Raw genomic sequence first — 14,829 nt, 5'->3', positions numbered from 1 at the left:
CAACGAGCAAACGCTGCAAATAGTAAAATAAAACGTCAAACCAGAGTCGTCCCTACGATTTTGGGGACCTCTATTAGTCGACTGAGAAGCGAAATAACCACTTTTAGTTAGTCTGATAGTAAAAGCTGTTGTCTGAAACTTTTTGAACAACATCGTATTTCAAACCGATATGGCTATAATCGCCAGAAGTTGGAATCGTTGAATTATGGTTAATTACAATCCCCAGTGGTTATCGGCAATCCCACCAAAAATGATGTTAAGGCTCTCTTCATTTACCTTGGTGATTGCAGCAACGTTATACTTAGCCATTTGTTCTCTAAGAGCGTAAGTAGCCTCCGATAACGTCAACATATTGGGAGCTTCATCTAGTTTGGAAAGTTTAAAGTCACCAGACGGGACAAAACCGGCTTGTTTAGATGGATAGTAGGTAATTAGCCCAGCAGGACTATAAAACGTATTATTGATACGAAATACATGTAGCTCTGTTTGTTGGACAATATACAGATTTTTATTTTGTCTCAACATTTGAATTTCACTCTTTGAACCTGCTAAAAACTGCTTAATAAGCTCAATTCTTTGTTGTTTACATTTTGACTTTTTGCATATTGAAATACTAGGCAAATTGGAAAGTTGCTTCTGATTGAAATTCAAGAACCGACTTCCTAATACGCCAAAATTAAAATTTGCAAAGGCTTGCAAGTCGTCATTATTAACCAATTTTGTTGGGCGAATATCTAACAAACTAAACGGAAAGAACGAAGGGAGATATGCGAGTTATTTGTCCGTCTTAGGGAGCATGTTGTCCGCATGCCTAAGCAGTTCTTTGTACTCGTTATTGATATCTTCATTGAAATAGGATGGCATCCTTGCATTTACTGATGTGGTAATTATTAAAGTACAAAACAATAAAACAGTTCTCATCATTTGTTATTCCAAATCCCTATAAATAAAGAGTCATTATAAAATTTCAACATAATACTACTAAACAAGGTAGGCTAGCGCAATGTCTGCAATTCGATCAAACGTTCCCATATAGATAACTTCTGTAAATTTTTTATGACCCATAAAAAAACCGAGGCGTTGTAAAAACGCCCCGGTTGTTTATTGTCTTTTTACGTCTAAAGCTCTTTTTCTAACTTAACCTAAAAGACCATTTGAATACCAAAGGACGGGATAGGAATTTCTGGAAATTGATACTCGGGCTCCCGTTCTGTGTAATCTTCGTTATAGTCATATCCCGACAGGCTTTTTTGCCCATATAGGTTTAAAACTTCAAAATAAATATTGGTGTCGTTACCAAACATCTTAGTTTCGTAATCAAGTCTAATATCTAAACGATGAAACGCTTCTAAGCGTTCTGAATTAAAGTCGCCTTCATTTGGATCGTAGAATATCGGTTCTTGGCTTTCATCCGGTTGACCATTTTCATCTAACGGATAAACGGGCGTTGCACCGTTTATAGGGGTATACAAGGAACCACTTTGGAAACGCCAGCGCAACCCAAGTTGCCATTCGTTATTGATTTCATAGTTCCCAACCATGTTGACTATCCAAGGTAAATCATAGACATACCGAAAACTCTCATTCGTTATATTGTTGTTACGTTCGGTTTTACTGTACGCAACACTTAACCAGCCATACCATTTAGCGGAAATAGCTTTATTTAGTAGGAATTCAATACCGTAAGCATCGCCCTGTCCTTCATTAACATAATTGTTGCCGTCGCCACCTTCTGTCTGGTCGCCGTATTCGTTAACTTGGTATTGTGGATTACTGACAATTAAGTCATCCATTTTTTTGTAATAGGTTTCTAAACTCCACGCCCAGTCAGATTCACCTTCATGCTCGATACCAAAAACATAATGTTTTGCTTTAGCCAGTTTTAGATCTGGAGAACCAAAGGTTTGGGAAAGATATTTATATTCACGGAACCACTGGTGATGTTCACCATAAGCGAGTTTCATTCGATAATCGTTATTTAGCTGATATCGAACCGCTAATCTCGGTTCAACAAAGGTTTCGTTTGTATAGTCGTTAGTACTTGCGGCAGCACCGAGTTTAAGTACCCAATCTTCTGCAATATCCCAATCGTAGTCGGCAAATAAATTAACAAAATTAACGTCTATCTTGGCTACTTCGAGTACCGAATCGGCATAATAGCTTGGCGGACACACTTCAAACTCCGGGTTACAAGGCTGTAACTTACCAGATACCGAATAGTCAACGGATTGTGATCGAAGCTCACCACCAATGGTTAACTCCCCATAATCGACAGATTGGTTATTAATGACCTTCGCTAGATAATCTATGGTTACCGCGTCGAGATTAACTATCTGGCCAATGGCTAAGTCTCCGTTACGTTCAAGGCGGTTAACAATAAACTTAGTTTCACCGTAGTCAGAATAATTAGTCCAGATAACAGATTGGTTATGGTAGAACTGTTCAACGCCAATGCCACCAACTAAGTCTGGGTTTTGTTTAACTTCTTTTGACTCATCAGCAAACAAAATTCCGACTTCGTCATTAGAGCCTGTCGCCTGAACGACGAGCTTATTGTTGCCGTCGACATTATAAAGATATTTAAACTGGTAATCGTTATTAATTGGGGCTTGCGTGAACTGAAAATCCTCGTCATCCAAAAAATTTTCGATATAAAGATGAATTAAACTTTGACGATAGGCAAAATAAAATGCGGACTTGTCTGACAGACGACTTTCAACCAAAATACCCGTGCGAAGAAAACTTAAGTCCACCGTCGCGGTAAAATCCGTCATGCTTATGGTTCACGCAACTTGGTGTCGATAACACCACCAATAGCGTCAGCAAAATCAGACTCCCATGCCCCTGTTTTTAACTCGAAGCTTTTAATTAAATTAGGATGGAATGTACTCACACTGTCATTATGGAAAACATTACCAATAGGCACATCGTCCGATTGATAATACATATCAAACGGTGAACTGCCTCTAACGGCGGGGGCAAACCCATTCGCCAACACAACTCCAGGTAAGCTTTCTACTGCTCTAATGGGATCATTACCTGCGTCTGGTACTTTTAATATTTTATCTGAACTTAGCTCTAAACCTGAATCTTTAGAGCCAATGACCCGAATCTTTTCAACTTCTTCAACAACTTCCGTCTCTGCTTCTTCTGCACTTAGTGCCCAAGACAAACAGATTGTTGTTCCAAACACCGCTAGTTTAATGCTTCTTCCTACTACACTTTTATTCACGATTTCTTCCCATAATTAGTCGCGTGGCATATACATCGATTTACATTGTACCTTGAGTACGGTATTAGTAATTAATTCGATCATAATCCTAATTTATAAAAATCATATGTCACGTAATTCACTGTATTTATTTTCACTTATCCTCCTCTGCTTGGCATTGGTTTCATGCGCCATTACCCCTAAAAGCATTATCGTAGTAAGCAAAGTTGAAGATATTCCAGACATAACAAAAATCTATCAAAAGTCATTAAGCCACTTAAAGGTTGGTATGACTACATATCAAGTTAACGCCTTGTTTCCAGAATTAGAGCGGGAATGTTATGCATCTGGTATTTGCCATTTTACGGTATTCATTGAGCAGCAGATTAGGTTAGACCAACGACTTACAGACCTAAATATTCTCTCTGGTTCGCTAATTTCATTGCTAGCGCTGACTTGTGCTTTGTCTTCAGACACATGTGGCACCGCTCTGGCTGCCGCGGTCAATGTTGGCATTGCAACTTCTTTGGAGCACAAAAATATAACCGGCGATATCAATTCTCATAGTCTTGTTACGCTCGTCCAATTGATAAATACCAATACCATTGGTATGGATGGGCAAACCACGACTCGTTCAGGCCATTACTCGTCAGCAAAGCCAACTGGTATCATGACACTACTGCAATGGATTAACATTGAGTTTGATCAAGGAAAAGTAACATCATGGGCAATTAATGAACCACTTGAGCAGTACAAACCAAAGACCTTTAAAAACGAATTACCCGATTTAGAAGACGCGTTGTGAAAAAACGCCCACAATGCGTACTTATTCACTTTTTAGCATATTTATGATTGATATTTTTTAATGTTTCTGTGATGATTGCGCCTTTAGAGTAAAATACCTAATTTGTAATATTATGACGAAAAACAAATCTACAATACCTTGCCTTGTTTTTGGCGCTAGCGGCTATGCTGGCGTTGAATTAGCGCGCATGATAAACGGTCATCCTGCACTTGAACTTCATTCACTTTTTGTGTCTGCTAATAGTGCTGATTCAGGTAAAACCTTGTCTTCTTTGTATCCTCAGTATACTGGTATTATCGATCACGTTTTAGTTGCAGGTACCGATGAATCAATTGCAACTCATCTCACAGAATTAAACAAACACACCAAAGCATTTGTTTTCTTAGCGACACCACACGAATTTAGTCACGACATCGCAACATCACTCGCGAGTGAAAATGTAATCGTATTGGATTTATCTGGTGGCTTCCGCCTGCAGGATAAAGCTTTATATCCTGAGTATTATGGCTTTGAACACAAATTCAGCGAACAACTCCCAGCAATTCCCTATGGGCTTGTTGAATGGAATGCAAAAGCCTTAATCGGTAAAAACCTCATTTCATTGCTAGGGTGTTATCCAACAGCATCGCAGCTTGGTTTATTGCCATTGACGACAAATCAGTTATTAACTGACACCTGCAAACCCGTAATCAATGCAATTAGCGGTGTAAGTGGTGCCGGCAGAAAAGCCAATCTTGGCACCAGCTTTTGCGAATTGAGCTTAAAACCTTATAACTTGTTTGTTCATCGTCATACGCCAGAAATCGAACAAGGTGTTGGTAGAGAAGTTATATTCACGCCACATGTCGCTAATTTTGAACGTGGTATTTTAGCTACGATTACGGTGCAGTTAAAAGACGACGTGACTAATGATGATATAAATAACGCGTTTTCAAATGCCTATGACGACCAACCTTTAGTTAGATTAAGAGATACAATTCCGACGATTAAGGATGTGGCATACACACCGTTTTGCGACCTTTACTGGCAGAAAAAGGCAATGACCTGATTGTCGTTAGTGCAATAGACAACGTGTTAAAAGGCGCGGCTTCCCAAGGCATACAATGTGCTAATATTTTGATGGAATTGCCGCAGGAAACTGGACTTTTAAATCAGGTAGGTGGTAACTAATGACACCTTTAGTATTAAAAATTGGTGGTGAAGCACTTACTAATCAATTGGCTTTGGATGAATTTTTAACGCAAGTCAAAATCATCCAAAAAAGCCGCCCAGTGATCATTGTTCATGGCGGCGGTCCGCAGGTTGAAGACGTAATGGCAGCAACCAATTTATCAACGGAAAAAGTTGACGGTGTTCGCGCGACTCCATTAACACACCTTCCGTATGTGATTGGCGCGTTAGCAGGTATTGCCAGTCAGCAGTTACTAGCCGCATGTAAAAAGAATGGCCTTAATGCGGTTGCGTTAAGCCTTGCCGATGGCGATTCATTTACAGCGACAGTAAAAGACAAAAACTTGGTGCAGTTGGAAAAGTAGAAGCTAAAAGCAACGAGACGTTCACAACACTATTAAATAGTGGTCACCTTATCGTATTAAATTCAATAGGATGTAACGACAGTGGCGACAGCTTAAATATTAATGCCGACGACGCTGCTGTTGCCGCCGCACAAGTGGTTAATGGTGATTTATGTTTATTGTCTAATGTCCCGGGCGTGCTAGACCAAAACAAACAAAAATTTGCAACATTAAATCGAGAAGAACTCGACAAGCTGATAATTCAAGGAGTAATTAGTGACGGCATGGTAGTGAAAGTTAACGCTGCCCATCAAGCCGCTCTAAGTTTACGACGACCTGTAAATATTGGAAGTTGGCAGGACTCTTCTGCACTCAAAGAAATTTCAGAGGCCGGTGAAATCACCCTAGGCACTCAGATCCAAATTTAGAATTCAGGTAATCATTATGAGCAATAAAGTACAATCAGTATTAGGTGACTTAGACCTAACAGCAGAACAAGCAGCAGACGTAATCGCCCTTGCAATCGACATGAAAAAACACCGGAAAAATACGGTGATGCCCTAAAAGGAAAGTCTGTTGCAACTATATACGAAAAACCATCATTAAGAACTCGTGTCAGTTTTGACGTGGGCGTTCACAAAATGGGCGGTCACGCCGTTTATCTAGACCAACAAAACGGTGCGATGGGCAAACGCGAAGATGTTGCTGACTTCGGTGCTAATTTGTCTTGTTGGTGTGATGCAATCGTTGCACGCGTAATGGATCACAACACTTTGGTTCAGTTGCAACAAGCGGCATCTGTTCCTGTTGTCAATTCGTTGTGCAACCTATATCACCCATGCTAAGGCTTTAGCGGATTACATGAGCTTGCATGAATTATTTGGTGAACTTAAAGGCTTAACCTTGGCTTATATCGGTGACGGTAATAATGTAACACATTCACTGATGTTGACCGGCGCACAACTTGGCGTTAATTTGGTGGCGATATGCCCTGAAGGTTATACCGTTGATGCCGAAATCGTTTCGCAAGCGCAGAAGATTGCCGCTCAAAATGGCGCAACTATTACGGTAACTTCTGACTTAAATGCGATAGAAAAAGTCGATGCAATTTACGCCGATACTTGGGTATCAATGGGCGACGACAAAACGTTAGAAGATATTATCGATGTATTCCAACCGTACCAAGTAACGTCTGAATTAATGGCAAAACTTGGCGCACAGTATTTTATGCATTGCCAACCTGCTCACCGTGATGAAGAAGTGACAGCAGACGTTTTAGATTCTAGCCAGTCGATAATAATGAGACAAGCTGAGAACAGAATGTGGGCACAAAACGCATTGTTGCATACACTAATTGTAAAATAGAAATCAGTTCTTAGTTAAGAGCTAACAAAATTTGAAATAAAGAGATATTTAACATGGCTATTAAGCAAAACAAAAAAGTAAACAAAATCGTATTGGCCTACTCAGGTGGACTAGACACTTCAGCGATTATTCCTTGGTTAAAAGAAAACTACGAAGGTGAAAACGGTGAAGTTGAAGTCATTGCATTTGCAGCAAATGTTGGTCAAGGCGATGAAGAACTTGAAGGCATCGAAGCAAAAGCCATTGCATCAGGTGCAAGTGAATGCCACGTAATCGACCTACGTGACGAATTTGTTAACGATATTATTTTCCCAACTTTAAAAACTGGCGCTATTTACGAGAGTGAATACTTACTAGGGACATCACTTGCTCGCCCAGTGATCGCGAAAGCTCAGGTTGAACTTGCCCTTAAATTAGGTGCAGACGCGATTGCACACGGTTGTACTGGTAAAGGTAACGACCAAGTTCGTTTCGAAAGCACAGTAGCTGCGTTAGCACCACAACTAGAAATTATTGCGCCATGGCGTGAATGGGACATGGAAAGCCGTGAAGATTTGTTGGCTTACCTTGTTGAAAAAATGTACCTACCACGGCAAGTGTTACTAAAATTTATAGCCGTGACGCTAATCTTTGGCATATTTCTCACGAAGGTGGTGAGTTAGAAGATCCATGGCAGGAGCCAACAGACGGCGTTTGGACTTGGACAAAATCGCCAGAACAAGCACCTGACAAAGCAGAATATGTTGAGTTAAGTTTTGAAAATGGCGAGCTAACAAAAGTTAATGGCACAGCATATTCAGGTGTTGATGCAATTACAGTGCTAAACGACTTAGGTGCAGAACATGGCGTTGGTCGTATCGATATCGTTGAGAACCGTTTAGTTGGTATGAAGTCTCGTGGTTGTTACGAAACGCCTGGTGGCACAATCCTATTCAAAGCATATAAAGGCCTAGAAACGTTAATTCTTGATAAAGAAACGCTTAAATACCGTGAGTCACTTGGCCATGAATTTTCGCACCTTCTTTATGATGGACGTTGGTTTACACCGCTTCGTGAAGCTATCCTTGCCGGCGCAACTTCATTAGCGCAAGACGTCACCGGTGACGTCGTGGTTAAATTGTATAAAGGAACAGCGTCAGTCGTTAAACGTCGTTCTCCAAACAGTTTATATTCAGAAGACTTCGCGACATTTGGTGCGGATGATGTTTATGACCAAAAACATGCTGAAGGGTTTATTCGTTTATATAGCTTGTCTAGCCGTATTAAAGCGATGACCAAAAACAGCCAAAAGTAATTTAGATGAAAGCGATATGACAGGGTTAATTTCACTGTCATATTGCTTTGTTATTGTAAGCCTAGTTTAATATAAAATTAGTTTCCCAATCTTCGGAGTAATGTATGAGTTTATGGGGCGGCAGATTTACTGAGGATTTAGATCCCTTTTTAAGCAATTTAATGACTCTCTGCCATTTGATTATCAGTTAGTTGAGCAGGACATTGTCGGCTCAAAAGCATGGGCGACTGCCATTTGTGAAGCAGGTGTTATTTCAGAAGCTGAATTAACAGACCTCAAAGCTGCGCTTGATGAATTACTGAGTGAAGTAAGGTCAGGCCAGAAAAAATCACTGATGATACCGATGAAGATATTCATAGTTGGGTTGAACGAAACTTAATTGAAAAGGTCGGTCAGTTAGGCAAAAATTACATACCGGTCGCAGCCGTAACGACCAAGTCAGTACAGATTTGCGTTTGTGGTGTAAAACCACAGGTGAAATGCTGCAAGACAACTTAAAAGACATTCAGCAAACGTTAATTACCATTGCGAATGATCATACTGATACTATTATGCCAGGTTACACGCATCTACAGCGTGCCCAGCCAATTAGTTTCGGTCACTGGTGCATGGCCTACGTAGAAATGTTTTCGCGCGACCTAAGCCGTTTACGTGACGCTTTATATCGTCTGAATTTCTCACCATTAGGCTCAGGTGCTCTCGCCGGAACAGCCTATCCAATTAATCGTGAATCATTGGCTCAAAACCTCGGTTTTAATGCGCCAACATTAAACAGTTTAGACGCCGTTTCAGACCGTGATTTTGTTTTTGAATTGATCAGTGCGGCAAGTTTAAGCATGATCCACCTGTCCCGTATGGCAGAAGATTGCATCTTCTATAATACTCAGGAAGCAGCATTTTTAAGCTTTGGTGATGCCGTTACAACAGGATCATCTTTGATGCCTCAGAAGAAGAACCCAGATGGTTGGGAACTTGTTCGTGGTAAAACAGGCCGAGTATTAGGGGCATTAAATAACATCGCCTTTTTACTTAAATCTTTGCCACTGGCTTACAACAAAGACATGCAAGAAGACAAACCTTGTTTATTTGATGCATTAACAACTTGGCAAAACTGTTTAGTTATGGCAAACCAATGTTTAATTAACATTAAAGTTAATAAAGACAATATGTACAAAGCTGTATTAAAAGGCTTCTGTAACGCCACTGAACTAGCCGATTACTTGGTTTCTAAAGGCATGCCGTTTAGAGACGCGCATGACGTTGTTGGCGAAGCTGTTCGTTTTTGTATTGAACAAAACTGTACGCTAGAAGCTTTAAGTATCGAGCAATATCAACAATTTAGCGACTTAATTGCCGATGATTTATACCCTTGGCTTGATCCGCTCAACGCGATTAATCAGCGTAACGTCACTGGCGGTACTGCGGTTAATCAAGTTCGTAATGCAGTTGACTTCTGGCAAACTCAAATCACTCAAGCTGATAAAGTTGTGATCCGTGACGCACGAATGACTGACGTTAACGAAATTCATGACATTGTTGCCGTTTGGACGGAAGCTGGAGATACTCTGCCACGAACAAAAGACAGTATCATTCATGATATTCAAGATTTTGTTGTCGCAGAAGATCTTTCAAATCCAGATGAACCAAAAATTATTGGTTGTGCGAGTTTGTACATCTATCAAACTGGTCTTGCAGAGATCCGTTCTGTAGGTATTACGCCAAAAGCACAGGGCAAACGTATTGGTCAACGACTAATTAGCCGAATATTGCGTCATGCTCAGGCGATCCGATTAAATAAAGTAATCGTTCTAACCCGTGTACCAGAGTTTTTTGGCAAACAAGGTTTTGTCCCAACAGCAAAAGAATCTCTTCCTGAAAAAGTTTTAAAAGACTGCGAAGCGTGTCCGCGTAAAGATAATTGCGATGAATTTGCAATGGAACTCAATATTGGTAAATATGCGGTAGGTTTTACTGAAGTGCCATTGGATATGAAAACCGGAACAATCCGTACGGCTTTTGTTGAGTCTTAACATCAAACTCAACTAAATAAAGCTCATAAAAAAGAGTATTAAACATAAGTTTAATACTCTTTTTTTACATTGATTTTAGAAAATTAAGTTCTGAGCCAATTGTCTAAGCAAGTTGCTATTAGTGACTAATCACCAAATAAATCAGGGGTTGGATCAACCGTAACGGGAATTTGTTGCTGGCGAATTTCAATCTGCTTTTTAATCCAGCGAATTTTTCGAGATTTACATAACTTAATAACGTGACGTTTTCCTTCATCACTAAGCTGCATCCACTGATATCGTTCATCGCGGTTACGAAAACACCCTTTGCAAAAGCCGTTTGTGCCATTTTGACAAACGCCGATGCATGGGCTGGGGATGTGGAAAAGCTCTAATTGTGGCATACACAGAGTTTAATTTAGACACGCGGCCTACGCAAGGGATTGCGTCACCGATTATATTCGCATTCATTAGACATAAAAAACCCGCTAGTGCGGGTTTTGATGATCCAATGTGGATTTATTCAATAAGGTCTGTAGGAAATGAAGCACGAACTTCTTTCCATACTTTACCTGAGTCAATACCATACTTTCTAATTAAGTAAATTGCTTCATCGTGTTTGCCTTCTTTTGCAAACATTTCAAGTTCTTTATAGTAGTTTTTGGCCAGTACGCGGGCTTCATCTGTAGAAAAATAGTAGCCGGCAATTTTTGACCAAAACCCTCTAAATCCATTTAGAACTAAGACATAAATGGCATTACCTGACGCATGGGCTAATTCGTGATTAAGATAATAATCCATATCCGCAAATTCTTGCGGGTGGTCTGATACAGTCTGGGCTTTTTGTGCTAATTCGATAACTTTCTCAGGATTGTTTTTAATCGCAGCTCGAATATAAATTGCACTTAAATTTGTTCTAGCAGACAACAGTTGGTCAATTAAATCTGCAGCACTATCAATATCAAGCTTTGCAAGTGTTGATAGAATATTGACGCCACAGGTTTCCCAAAAGTTATTAACCTTAGTTGGTTTACCATGTTGAATTGTAAGCCAGCCATCTCGGGCTAGTCTTTGGAGAACTTCACGTAATGTAGTGCGTGTCACGCCAATCAATTCTGATAATTCGCGCTCCGCTGGTAAAATAGACCCTGGAGGAAATCGATTGTTCCAAATTGAGTCAACAATGTATTCTTCTGCAAAACCGGCCGGACTTTGTGCTTTTATTATTTTCATTCAGCTATCTGCTTCTATTGGGTGACTGGACTGATTGTACCAGATAAGTCCTAATGCACAACCACCTATTTATATAACTTTTAGTTGGAATAATTTGAACTTTCACAGTATTTATATAGGATTAAGATAGTTTTTTAGTACATTAGCTCAACAAAATAAGAGTGAATCCATCACCCAACAATAATTTAAGGAAGGTAATAAAAGTATGCAGCAATCTACTGTAAATGCTTTTTATCAGAACTTTTAGGAAACTCTCCTGAATGGTACAAATTGGCGATCATCGCTTGTCTTATTATCAACCCAATGCTTTTTGCACTTGATCCCTATGTCGCTGGCTGGGCATTAGTATTAGAGTTCATATTTACATTAGCGATGGCACTTAAGTGTTATCCACTTCAGCCCGGCGGTCTGCTTGTTATTGAGGCTGTTGCAATAGGAATGACTTCACCCGGTCATATCGAAGCAGAAATATCTCAAAACTTGAGTGTTGTTTTGTTATTGATCTTTATGGTCGCGGGTATTTTCTTTATGAAAGACCTGTTGATGTTTTCATTTACAAAACTACTGATAAAAGTTAAATCAAAAATTGCGCTGTCACTAGCGTTTACCTTTGCATCCGCTTTTCTATCTGCATTTCTAGACGCCTTAACGGTTGTTGCGGTTATTATTACCGTTTCCACTGGTTTTTATATGATTTACCACAAAGTAGCATCAGGTAAGCCCGGTAATCATACAGATCACGACCACACTGAGGATGAACATTTTGACACGCCAACGCGCAGTGAATTGGACGAATTCCGCGCCTTTATGCGTAACATTATGATGCATGCTGGTGTTGGTACTGCCCTTGGTGGTGTTTGTACTATGGTTGGCGAACCGCAAAACTTGGTTATCGCAGAACGTGCTGGATGGAATTTCATTGAATTTGCTTTACGTATGTCACCTGTGACCATTCCGGTTTTAATTGCTGGTTTAATAACAACGGTATTACTTGAAAAACTAAAGTGGTTTTCTTATGGCGCGGAACTGCCAGACACAGTCCGTCACATTCTTGTCGAGTATGATAAAGAAAGCGACTCAAAAATGACGAAACGCGACAAAGTTAAACTATTTTCACAAGTATTCATCGCGATTTGGTTAATCGTTGGTCTAGCATTGCACCTTGCGACGGTCGGCTTGATTGGTTTATCGATCATCATTTTGGCAACAGCAATTGCCGGTATTACTGACGAACATCAACTTGGTAAAGCATTTGAAGAAGCCCTTCCCTTTACCGCTTTGTTATGTGTGTTTTTGCAGTCGTCGCTGTAATTATTGATCAGCAGCTATTTGCTCCAGTTATTCAATGGGTTCTCACTTTTGAAGGCAAAATGCAGTTGGTTATGTTCTTTATCGCCAACGGTTTACTTTCTATGGTCAGTGACAATGTGTTTGTCGGTACGGTATACATAAATGAAGTGGCAGCCGCATTAAAACAAGGCATCATCACTCGTGATGAATTTGATTTATTGGCTGTAGCAATTAATACAGGAACAAATTTACCGAGTGTTGCAACGCCTAATGGTCAAGCTGCGTTCTTGTTCTTATTAACTTCAGCGTTAGCACCATTAATTCGATTATCTTATGGCAAGATGGTTTATATGGCCCTTCCTTATACTATCGTATTGTCAATTGTCGGTTTAATAGCGACGTATTACGGGTTGATGGACTGGACTCAAACTTTATACGACATGAATTTAATTGAACACCACTCTGCTGCTGGTAGTGCAACTGAATCCGGTCATTAATCAATGGGCAATAACCAATCTTTATCTTCATGGCCAGCACTTCGCTGGCCATGGCTTTTATTAGCCCTCAGTGCTTTTACATTCGAAATTATCGCCTTGTACTTTCAGTATGGAATGGGTTTAGAACCTTGCGTAATGTGCATATACCAGCGTACCGCGGTATTTGCCATAATGGTTGCGGCTTTACCTGCTACCTACGCACCTACAAGCTTGATCGCTAGATTAATAAGCTTTAGTGGTTGGGGAATTGCCAGTATTTGGGGTTTGATCATCGCGAAGCAACATGTTGCTATGCAAGATCCTGACAACTTTATGTTGCTATTAAGTTGCGACGCATTTCCAAACTTTCCAAGTTGGCTAGCGCTGCATGAATGGATCCCAGCATTTTTTGAAGCACGTGGCATGTGTGGTGACATTGATTGGTCATTTATGGCAATGTCGATGCCCCAGTGGATGACAGTAATATTTAGTTTCTACTCACTCACCTTCCTGATATTTTTAATCAATCGGCTAATAACCGAGAAAAAGATTTAACACTTTCAATTAAAGCCGCTTAAGCGGCTTTTTTATAACTATACCTAATCTAACTTTCTTTCCAAAAAAGCCAATATTACAAAAACATAAGCGGCGTCATTTTTCCGCCACCGGCAATCCATTGCCGCAACACGCACTTATAACCCTTATAAAACAACAAGATATAGATTGGCACATATACTGCTTTGAAAAGAGTCCTTAAATCAAACTAATGGAAATAGGGTCTTTCTGATGAAAAGCTTACTAACAAAAATAAAAACAATAACAGTTGTAACGGCAAGTCTATTCACTTTAGCAGCAACAGCAAATGCGCTACAAAACAATAAATCACAGCACGAAGCTGCGTATTTAGTTCAAGGCGCTAGTAATGCAACAATGACATCACTAGTTCAAAACGTTGGTGGTGAAGTTATCCACAACTTCTCTGTGATCCAAGCAATCTCTGCGGAACTAAACGAAGATCAAGTTAAACAAATTTCCGAAATGAACCCTTTAGTTCGTTTTACAAATAAAGACGTTAAAGCTGAGTCAAAAGACGAAACTGCGGGCGTTATCTGGGGTCGTCACGGCGGTCGTGTTGAAACTGCGGGTGTTATCTGGGGTCGTCACGGTGGTCGTGTTGAAACTGCTGGGGTTATCTGGGGTCGTCACGGCGGTCGTGTTGAAACTGCTGGGGTTATCTGGGGTCGTCACGGCGGTCGAGTTGAGACTGCTGGCGTAATCTGGGGTCGTCACGGCGGTCGTGTTGAAACTGCCGGCGTTATCTGGGGTCGTCACGGTGGTCGTGCTGAGACTGCTGGCGTTATCTGGGGTCGTCACGGTGGACGTGTTGAAACTGCCGGCGTTATCTGGGGTCGTCACGGTGGACGTGTTGAAACTGCCGGTGTTATCTGGGGTCGTCACGGTGGACGTGTTGAAACCGCCGGTGTTATCTGGGGTCGTCACGGTGGACGTTCTGACATAGCTTAGGCTACTAAATATACATTAAATTTCTAAAAGCCCGATTTTCAAAAAATTGGGCTTTTTTATTTTACTGAGCCTGTGACTCTGCGAATAGATGTGGTATAAATTGTCCCC

Annotated in this window: 11 protein-coding genes and 5 pseudogenes; 11 read left to right on the top strand and 5 right to left on the bottom strand. The window is 40.5% G+C overall.

Annotation, left to right across the window (positions count from 1 at the left end; genetic code table 11):
- Positions 1 to 213: 213 nt before the first annotated feature.
- The 3 genes from PN838_RS21855 to PN838_RS21845 all read right to left on the bottom strand — a co-directional run bounded on the left by PN838_RS21855 (position 214) and on the right by PN838_RS21845 (position 3,232).
- Positions 214 to 651: a hypothetical protein gene (locus PN838_RS21855; protein ID WP_272181970.1), complete on the bottom strand. Its 438-nt coding sequence runs from the start codon at positions 649 to 651 to the stop codon at positions 214 to 216.
- 491 nt (positions 652 to 1,142) lie between these two features.
- Positions 1,143 to 2,774 carry a TonB-dependent receptor plug domain-containing protein gene (locus tag PN838_RS21850; RefSeq protein WP_272181969.1) on the bottom strand — a complete coding sequence of 544 codons (1,632 nt, stop codon included), beginning with the start codon at positions 2,772 to 2,774 and terminating at the stop codon, positions 1,143 to 1,145.
- A gap of 2 nt (positions 2,775 to 2,776) precedes the next feature.
- A complete protein-coding gene (locus tag PN838_RS21845; protein ID WP_272181968.1) occupies positions 2,777 to 3,232 on the bottom strand; it encodes a hypothetical protein in 456 nt (151 codons plus the stop codon).
- A 106-nt stretch (positions 3,233 to 3,338) separates the two neighbouring features.
- Here PN838_RS21845 and PN838_RS21840 point away from each other — a divergent pair, with 106 nt between their 5' ends.
- The 8 genes and pseudogenes from PN838_RS21840 to argH all read left to right on the top strand — a co-directional run.
- Positions 3,339 to 4,016, top strand: a complete 678-nt coding sequence (locus tag PN838_RS21840) for a hypothetical protein (protein WP_272181967.1) — start codon at positions 3,339 to 3,341, stop codon at positions 4,014 to 4,016.
- A 112-nt stretch (positions 4,017 to 4,128) separates the two neighbouring features.
- Positions 4,129 to 5,186: pseudogene (gene argC, locus PN838_RS21835) on the top strand (N-acetyl-gamma-glutamyl-phosphate reductase).
- Positions 5,186 to 5,551, top strand: a complete 366-nt coding sequence (locus PN838_RS21830) for an amino acid kinase family protein (protein WP_272181966.1) — start codon at positions 5,186 to 5,188, stop codon at positions 5,549 to 5,551. The pseudogene argC and the gene PN838_RS21830 overlap by 1 nt, the downstream one beginning before the upstream one ends.
- A complete protein-coding gene (locus PN838_RS21825) occupies positions 5,503 to 5,958 on the top strand; it encodes an amino acid kinase family protein (protein ID WP_272182684.1) in 456 nt (151 codons plus the stop codon). The genes PN838_RS21830 and PN838_RS21825 overlap by 49 nt, the downstream gene beginning before the upstream one ends.
- A gap of 16 nt (positions 5,959 to 5,974) precedes the next feature.
- Positions 5,975 to 6,895: pseudogene (locus tag PN838_RS21820) on the top strand (ornithine carbamoyltransferase).
- 53 nt (positions 6,896 to 6,948) lie between these two features.
- A pseudogene (locus PN838_RS21815) lies at positions 6,949 to 8,189 on the top strand (argininosuccinate synthase).
- A 169-nt stretch (positions 8,190 to 8,358) separates the two neighbouring features.
- The gene (locus PN838_RS27655) at positions 8,359 to 8,568 is read left to right on the top strand and encodes a hypothetical protein (RefSeq protein ID WP_370661126.1); all 210 of its coding nucleotides are present in this window, start codon (positions 8,359 to 8,361) and stop codon (positions 8,566 to 8,568) included.
- A 19-nt stretch (positions 8,569 to 8,587) separates the two neighbouring features.
- Positions 8,588 to 10,219, top strand: a pseudogene (gene argH / locus PN838_RS21810) (argininosuccinate lyase); the annotation flags it as partial.
- Between the two features lie 125 nt (positions 10,220 to 10,344).
- On the opposite strand, the gene PN838_RS21805 reads toward argH, so the two are convergent.
- Together PN838_RS21805 and fadR are read right to left on the bottom strand one after the other, a co-directional pair.
- Positions 10,345 to 10,602: a DUF1289 domain-containing protein gene (locus PN838_RS21805; RefSeq protein ID WP_215965085.1), complete on the bottom strand. Its 258-nt coding sequence runs from the start codon at positions 10,600 to 10,602 to the stop codon at positions 10,345 to 10,347.
- 115 nt (positions 10,603 to 10,717) lie between these two features.
- The gene (gene fadR / locus PN838_RS21800; RefSeq protein WP_215965086.1) at positions 10,718 to 11,431 is read right to left on the bottom strand and encodes a fatty acid metabolism transcriptional regulator FadR; all 714 of its coding nucleotides are present in this window, start codon (positions 11,429 to 11,431) and stop codon (positions 10,718 to 10,720) included.
- Between the two features lie 205 nt (positions 11,432 to 11,636).
- Between fadR and nhaB the strand changes: the two are divergent.
- The 3 genes and pseudogenes from nhaB to PN838_RS21785 all read left to right on the top strand — a co-directional run bounded on the left by nhaB (position 11,637) and on the right by PN838_RS21785 (position 14,721).
- Positions 11,637 to 13,218, top strand: a pseudogene (gene nhaB / locus PN838_RS21795) (sodium/proton antiporter NhaB).
- Between the two features lie 3 nt (positions 13,219 to 13,221).
- Positions 13,222 to 13,752 (top strand): disulfide bond formation protein DsbB, encoded by a 531-nt coding sequence (gene dsbB, locus PN838_RS21790; RefSeq protein ID WP_272181965.1) that lies wholly within the window; start codon positions 13,222 to 13,224, stop codon positions 13,750 to 13,752.
- Positions 13,753 to 13,983: 231 nt separating this feature from the next.
- Positions 13,984 to 14,721, top strand: coding sequence for a hypothetical protein (locus tag PN838_RS21785; protein WP_272181964.1), 738 nt, complete (start codon positions 13,984 to 13,986; stop codon positions 14,719 to 14,721).
- Positions 14,722 to 14,829 lie beyond the last annotated feature (108 nt).

Source organism: Psychrosphaera algicola (genome assembly GCF_028401425.1).
GTDB lineage: Bacteria > Pseudomonadota > Gammaproteobacteria > Enterobacterales > Alteromonadaceae > Psychrosphaera > Psychrosphaera algicola.
Note: the sequence above shows the minus strand (reverse complement) of the source record. Positions and strands in the feature narration are given on the sequence as shown.

Bases quoted from the DNA above. Each gene is read 5' to 3' on its own strand.
- PN838_RS21850 (WP_272181969.1), bottom strand. From the start codon at position 2,774: ATGACGGATTTTACCGCGACGGTGGACTTAAGTTTTCTTCGCACGGGT.
- fadR (WP_215965086.1), bottom strand. From the start codon at position 11,431: ATGAAAATAATAAAAGCACAAAGTCCGGCCGGTTTTGCAGAAGAATAC.
- dsbB (WP_272181965.1), top strand. From the start codon at position 13,222: ATGGGCAATAACCAATCTTTATCTTCATGGCCAGCACTTCGCTGGCCA.
- PN838_RS21805 (WP_215965085.1), bottom strand. From the start codon at position 10,602: ATGCCACAATTAGAGCTTTTCCACATCCCCAGCCCATGCATCGGCGTT.
- PN838_RS21840 (WP_272181967.1), top strand. From the start codon at position 3,339: ATGTCACGTAATTCACTGTATTTATTTTCACTTATCCTCCTCTGCTTG.
- PN838_RS21785 (WP_272181964.1), top strand. From the start codon at position 13,984: ATGAAAAGCTTACTAACAAAAATAAAAACAATAACAGTTGTAACGGCA.
- PN838_RS21830 (WP_272181966.1), top strand. From the start codon at position 5,186: ATGACACCTTTAGTATTAAAAATTGGTGGTGAAGCACTTACTAATCAA.